The 6,126-nt window shown below is 64.3% G+C and carries 4 protein-coding genes and 1 pseudogene; all 5 read left to right on the top strand.

What is annotated here, in order from left to right:
* Positions 1-1,556: potassium-transporting ATPase subunit KdpB (gene kdpB / locus JWR89_RS00145; protein ID WP_299710229.1), on the top strand; the 1,556-nt coding region annotated here is incomplete at its 5' end.
* Between the two features lie 11 nt (positions 1,557-1,567).
* Entirely contained in the window at positions 1,568-2,173 is a 606-nt protein-coding gene (locus JWR89_RS00140) for a K(+)-transporting ATPase subunit C (protein ID WP_299710227.1), read from the top strand.
* A gap of 160 nt (positions 2,174-2,333) precedes the next feature.
* On the top strand, positions 2,334-5,054 hold the full coding sequence (locus JWR89_RS00135) for a sensor histidine kinase KdpD (protein WP_299710224.1): 2,721 nt from the start codon (positions 2,334-2,336) through the stop codon (positions 5,052-5,054).
* A complete protein-coding gene (locus JWR89_RS00130; RefSeq protein ID WP_299710222.1) occupies positions 5,051-5,740 on the top strand; it encodes a response regulator transcription factor in 690 nt (229 codons plus the stop codon). Before JWR89_RS00135 ends, JWR89_RS00130 begins: the two co-directional genes overlap by 4 nt.
* A 108-nt stretch (positions 5,741-5,848) precedes the next feature.
* A pseudogene (locus JWR89_RS00125) lies at positions 5,849-6,097 on the top strand (DUF6496 domain-containing protein); the annotation flags it as partial.
* Positions 6,098-6,126: the final 29 nt, after the last annotated feature.

Here is a 6,126-nt window from a genome sequence, read left to right as displayed (position 1 = left end):
TGTCCGACTGGATCCGCGTCCGCATCACCGCGGCGCAAGGATCGACCTTCATCGACCGCATGATCAAGCTGGTGGAAGGCGCCGAACGCCAGAAGACGCCGAACGAGATCGCGCTCAACATCCTGCTCGTCGGCCTCACGATCATCTTCGTGTTCGCCACCGTGACGATCCCGAGTTATGCGGCTTACGCCGGCGGTTCGATCTCCGTCGTCGTGCTGGTGGCGCTGTTCGTGACGCTGATCCCGACCACTATCGGCGCGCTGCTGTCGGCCATCGGCATTGCCGGCATGGACCGTCTGGTGCGCTTCAATGTGCTGGCGATGTCCGGCCGCGCGGTGGAAGCCGCCGGCGACGTCGATACCTTGCTACTCGACAAGACCGGCACCATCACGCTCGGCAATCGCCAGGCGACGGCGTTCCGTCCAGTGCGCGGCGTCACCGAGCAGGAGCTGGCCGATGCGGCGCAGTTGGCCTCGCTGGCCGACGAGACGCCGGAAGGTCGTTCCATCGTCGTCCTCGCCAAGGAGAAGTACAACATCCGCGGCCGCGACATGGCTGAACTCGGTGCCACCTTCGTACCGTTCACGGCACAGACCCGCATGAGCGGCGTCGATGCGTCAGGCTCTTCGGTACGCAAGGGCGCGGTGGATTCGATTCTGACTTACGTCAATGGCGGCGCCACCTTTGCCGTCTCCTCGGGCAACACCGCGCGAGCGATTCAACCCGCCCAGATGTCGGACACCGCGCGGGAAATCCAGGCGATTTCCGACGAGATTGCCAAGGGCGGCGGCACGCCGCTGGCGGTGGCCCGCGACGGCAAGCTGCTCGGCGTCGTCCACCTCAAGGATATCGTCAAGGGCGGCATCCGCGAACGTTTCGCCGAGCTGCGCCGGATGGGTATTCGCACCGTGATGATCACCGGCGACAACCCGATGACCGCCGCGGCCATCGCCGCCGAGGCCGGCGTCGATGACTTCCTGGCGCAGGCGACCCCCGAAGACAAGCTGCAGCTCATCCGCGACGAGCAGGCCAAGGGAAAGCTGGTGGCGATGTGCGGTGACGGCACCAATGACGCGCCGGCGCTCGCGCAGGCCGATGTCGGCGTCGCCATGAACACCGGCACGCAGGCGGCCCGCGAGGCCGGCAACATGGTCGATCTTGATTCCAACCCGACCAAGCTGATCGAGATCGTCGAAATCGGCAAGCAACTGCTGATGACGAGGGGCGCGCTGACCACGTTCTCGATCGCCAATGACGTGGCGAAGTATTTCGCCATCATCCCGGCGATCTTCCTCGCCTTTTATCCGCAACTGGAGACGCTCAACATCATGCGGCTGCACAGCCCGCAGAGCGCGATCCTGTCGGCGATCATCTTCAACGCGATCATCATCATCGCACTGATCCCGCTGGCGCTGCGCGGCGTCGCCTACCGCCCGATCGGCGCCGGCGCGCTGCTCAGCCGCAACCTGTTGATCTACGGCGTCGGCGGCATCATCATTCCGTTCATCGGCATCAAGGCGATTGACCTCGCGGTCACCGCCCTGCATCTCGTTTAAGGAGACACAACATGTTGAAAGAAATTCGCCCGGCTATCGTCCTGCTGCTCGGCCTCACGGTCATTACCGGCGTCATCTATCCGCTCGGGATGACCGCGGTGTCAGCGCTGATCTTTCCGACTCAGGCCGAAGGCAGCTTGATCGAGCGCGACGGCAAGGTGATCGGCTCGTCGCTGATCGGGCAGGAATTCACCACCGACGGGTATTTCCATAGCCGCCCGTCGGCAACCCTGGGGCCGGACCCGAAGGATGCCACCAAGACGGTGCCGCAACCCTATAACGCGATCAATTCGATGGGCTCGAATCTCGGCCCGACCAGTAAGGCGCTGATCGACCGGGTCACCGAGGACACCGACAAGCTGAAGGCGGAAAATCCGGCGATGCCGGTGCCGATCGACCTGGTCACCAGCTCGGGCAGCGGCTTGGATCCCAATATCTCGCCGGAAGGCGCTCTGTTTCAGGTGCCGCGCGTGGCCAAGGCGCGGAAGCTGACCGAGGAGCGCGTCCGCCAGTTGGTGGCCGAGAAGACCGAAGGCCGGTTCATCGGCTTGCTGGGCGAGCCCCGGGTCAACGTGCTGGCGCTCAACCTGGCGCTGGACGCGGCGGCCCCGAAGTAGTTGTAGGGTGGGCAAAGCCGTTGCGCGCATAGCGCACGAGGGCGTGCCCGCCATTTCAAGCGGTGCGGGTTATGGTGGGCACGGCGCAAGGGCGCCTGTGCCCACCTTACGGATGACGGATCGAACTAGGCTCTCGCCACAGCGGAGACTATATTGCCGTATGGCAAATCAGCACCGCGATCTTGAACGGAGACCCTCGCCCGAAGCGCTTCTCGAAGCGGCCCGGCGGGAGGAAAACCGCGCGGGGCGGCTGAAGATATTCGTCGGCGCCGCGCCCGGCGTCGGCAAAACCTACGAGATGCTGCAAAGCGCCCATGCCCGCCGCAAGGCGGGCATGGACGTGGTGGTCGGCGTCGTCGAGACCCATGGCCGCGTCGAGACCGAGGCATTGCTGGCGGGGCTGGAAGTGATCCCGCGACGGCGGTTTGCCTACAAGGACCAGAGCCTTGAGGAGATGGACCTCGATGCGCTGATCGCCCGCCATCCCCAGATCGCGCTGGTCGATGAGCTCGCTCACACCAACGCGCCCGGCAGCCGGCACCCGAAACGCTACCTTGATGTCGCCGAACTGCTCAGCCACGGCATCGACGTCTACACCGCCGTCAACATCCAGCATATCGAGAGCCTGAACGACGTCGTTGCCCAGATCACCCATGTGCGGGTGCGCGAGACCGTACCGGACTCGGTGTTCGATGGCGCCGACGCCATCGAACTGATCGACCTCACCCCGGACGACCTGATCCAGCGCCTGCGCGAGGGCAAGGTCTACGTCCCCAAACAGGCCGAACGAGCCCTGGAGCATTATTTTTCGCCGGGCAACCTGACCGCGCTGCGCGAATTGGCGCTGCGTCGCACCGCCGAGCGGGTCGACGAGCAGTTGCTCAACCACATGCAGGCCAATGCCATTGCCGGCCCGTGGGCCGCCGGCGAACGCATTCTGGTCTGCATCAGCGACGACCCGCGCTCGGCCGGCCTTGTGCGCTACACCAAGCGCCTCGCCGACCGGCTACACGCACCGTGGACGGCGGTCAGCATCGAGACCCGGCGCAGCCTGCAGCTCACTGAGGAGCAGCGCGACCGCCTCGCCGACACGCTACGGCTGGCGGAGGCGCTGGGCGGCGAGGCGCTGACGATCCCGGGCGCGGGCCGTCGCATTGCCGACGACCTGCTGCGCTACGCGCATGGCAACAATGTCACCCAGATCGTGATCGGCAAGGCGTCGCGCTCATGGTGGTTCGAATTGCTGCGCGGCTCGGTGGTACACGATCTGGTCAGGCGCTCGGGCAATATCAGCGTCCACGTCATCGCCGGCGACGCGCTGGCCGCCGAGCCGGCGAAGAAATCGGTGCAGGCCGCGGTGCGCGCCGAACCGTTCGATGGCCGGCCGTATCTCGCGGCTTTGGCCGTCATTGCGCTGGCGCTTGGTGTCGCCAAGTTGATTCGGCCTGTATTCGGGATCGAGAATGTCGATCTGGTGTTTCTCACCGCGGTGGTGAGCGTTGCGGTGCGCTTCGGACTGTGGCCGTCGTTGCTGGCCAGCGTGGTGGCGTCGCTCAGCTACAATTTCTTCTTCCTGCCGCCGGTCTACACCTTCACCATCACGGACCCGACCAATATCGCGGCGTTCTTCTTCTTCATGGTGATCGCGATCCTGGTGTCCAACGTCGCCGCGCGCGTCCGCACGCAGGCAGTATCGGCGTTCGGCCGGGTGCGGACCACGGAATCGCTGTACGCGTTCAGCCGCAAGCTGGCCGGCACGGCGACGCTCGACGACGTGCTGTGGGCGACGGCCTACCAGATCGCGCTGATGCTCAGGGTGCGGGTGGTGCTGCTGCTGCCGGAGCAGGGCGTTATCACCGTCAAGGCCGGCTATCCCCCGGAGGACGAACTCGACAAGGCCGATCTCGCCGCCGCCAACTGGGCCTGGAGCAACGACCGCCCGGCCGGCCGCGGCTCCGATACGTTGCCCGGAGCGAAGCGGCTGTTTTTGCCGATGCGGACCGGTCGCGGGCCGATCGGCGTGATTGGCATCGACGACGACCGCACCGGGCCGCTGCTCACGCCGGACCAGCGCCGGCTGCTGGACGCGCTTGTCGATCAAAGCGCGCTGGCCATCGAGCGCGTGCAACTGGTCGAGGACATGGACCGCGCCCAGCGCAGCATCGAATCCGATCGGCTACGGGCGGCGTTGCTGACCTCGATCTCGCATGACCTGAAGACGCCACTCGCCTCGGTGCTGGGCGCGGCCAGCACCATGCGGGATCTATCTCCGAAACTCAGCGAGGCGGAGAAGACGGACCTGTTGACTACCGTGATCGACGAATCCGAGCGACTTAACCGGTTCATCGCCAACTTGCTGGACATGACCAAGCTCGAATCCGGCGCCGTGGTGCCGAATGCATCGTTGCAGGATCCGGGAGAGATCGTCGGCAGCGCGCTGCGCCGCGCCGGCAAGATTTTGACGCGGCATCCGGTGAAACTCGACCTGGCGCCGGACCTACCGATGCTGCAGCTCGACGCCGTGTTGTTCGAGCAGGTGCTGTTCAACCTGCTCGACAATGCCGCGAAATATGCGGCGAACGACACCGCCATCGCGATCAGGGCGTGGCGCGACAAGGATTCGGTGTGCTTGCAGGTCATCGACGAAGGCGCCGGGATTCCGGCTGCCGACCTAGAGAACGTCTTCGACAAGTTCTTTCGTGCACAGAAGGGCGATCACGTTCGCGCCGGCACCGGCCTCGGCCTCGCCATTTCGCGCGGCTTCATCGAGGCCATGCATGGCACCATCTCCGCCGCCAACCGCGCCGACCGCCCCGGCGCCGTGCTGACGATCCGCCTGCCGATCCCGCCGGCCACCGAAGCCTTGGACACCGCCGCATGAACGCTGCCGCCATCAAGGTCCTCGTCATCGACGACGAGCCGCCGATCCGTAAGCTGCTGCGCATGGGGTTGAGCACGCAGGGCTACGACATCCTCGAGGCCAGCAACGGCAAGATCGCGCTTGAACTGCTGGCGCAGGATCCGGCGCTGATTATCCTCGATCTCGGCCTGCCGGACATCCAGGGTCACGATCTCCTACGTATGATCCGTGCCCGCAACGATCATGTTCCCATCGTAGTGCTGTCGAGCCGCGGCGACGAAGCCGGCAAAGTGCAGGCACTGGACCTTGGTGCCGACGATTATCTCACCAAGCCGTTCGGCATGGACGAGTTGCTGGCACGGATGCGCGCGGCGCTGCGCCATCAGTTGCAGGTGCAAGGCGAGCGACCGGTGTTTCGCACCGGCGAACTGTCAGTTGATCTGGTGCGGCGGTTGGTGAAGGTCGGCGACAAGGACGTCAAGCTTTCGCCGAAAGAATATGAGCTGCTGCGCGTACTGGTGCAGCACGCTGGCAAGGTGCTGACGCATCGCTTCCTGCTGAAGGAACTATGGGACGAACTCACCGACGCGCAGTATCTGCGCGTCTATGTGCGGCAGCTCCGGCAGAAAATCGAACTTGATCCCGAGCGCCCGCAATTCGTGCTGACGGAAACGGGGATCGGCTATCGGTTGCGGGCGGCGGAGTAATTTTTACTTACCCTTCTCTGGAGGGAGTGGGGAAGAGAGGCGGTATCTCCGTCCGGAACTATCATCTCCCAAAAATATTATTTCTCACGCAACGGGAGAAAGCGGTTCATGGCAAAATATTCCAAGAAGGTCTCGGCCAAGGTCGAGCGCGCAATGAAGAAACGTAAGGCAGGTACGCTGAAGAGCGGACGTTCCGGAGAAGCCGTGAAGAGCAAGAAGCAGGCGATTGCGATCGGACTGTCAGAGGCTCGCGCCGAAGGCAAGAAGGTGCCGAAAAAGGCGGCCAAGAAGACAGCGAAGAAAGCTGCCAAGAAGACGACAAAGAAAAAGGCGACGAAAGAGAAGACCGCCAAGAAGGCCAAACGCTAATTGTCAGGTGTACCGCG

The organism is Tardiphaga sp., from assembly GCF_028290785.1.
Lineage (GTDB): Bacteria > Pseudomonadota > Alphaproteobacteria > Rhizobiales > Xanthobacteraceae > Tardiphaga.
This window is presented reverse-complemented; position numbering and strand designations above follow the sequence as displayed.

What these genes read in the sequence shown, in the direction of transcription:
- JWR89_RS00135 (WP_299710224.1), top strand. Translation starts at nt 2,334, where the DNA reads ATGGCAAATCAGCACCGCGATCTTGAACGGAGACCCTCGCCCGAAGCG.
- JWR89_RS00140 (WP_299710227.1), top strand. Translation starts at nt 1,568, where the DNA reads ATGTTGAAAGAAATTCGCCCGGCTATCGTCCTGCTGCTCGGCCTCACG.
- JWR89_RS00130 (WP_299710222.1), top strand. Translation starts at nt 5,051, where the DNA reads ATGAACGCTGCCGCCATCAAGGTCCTCGTCATCGACGACGAGCCGCCG.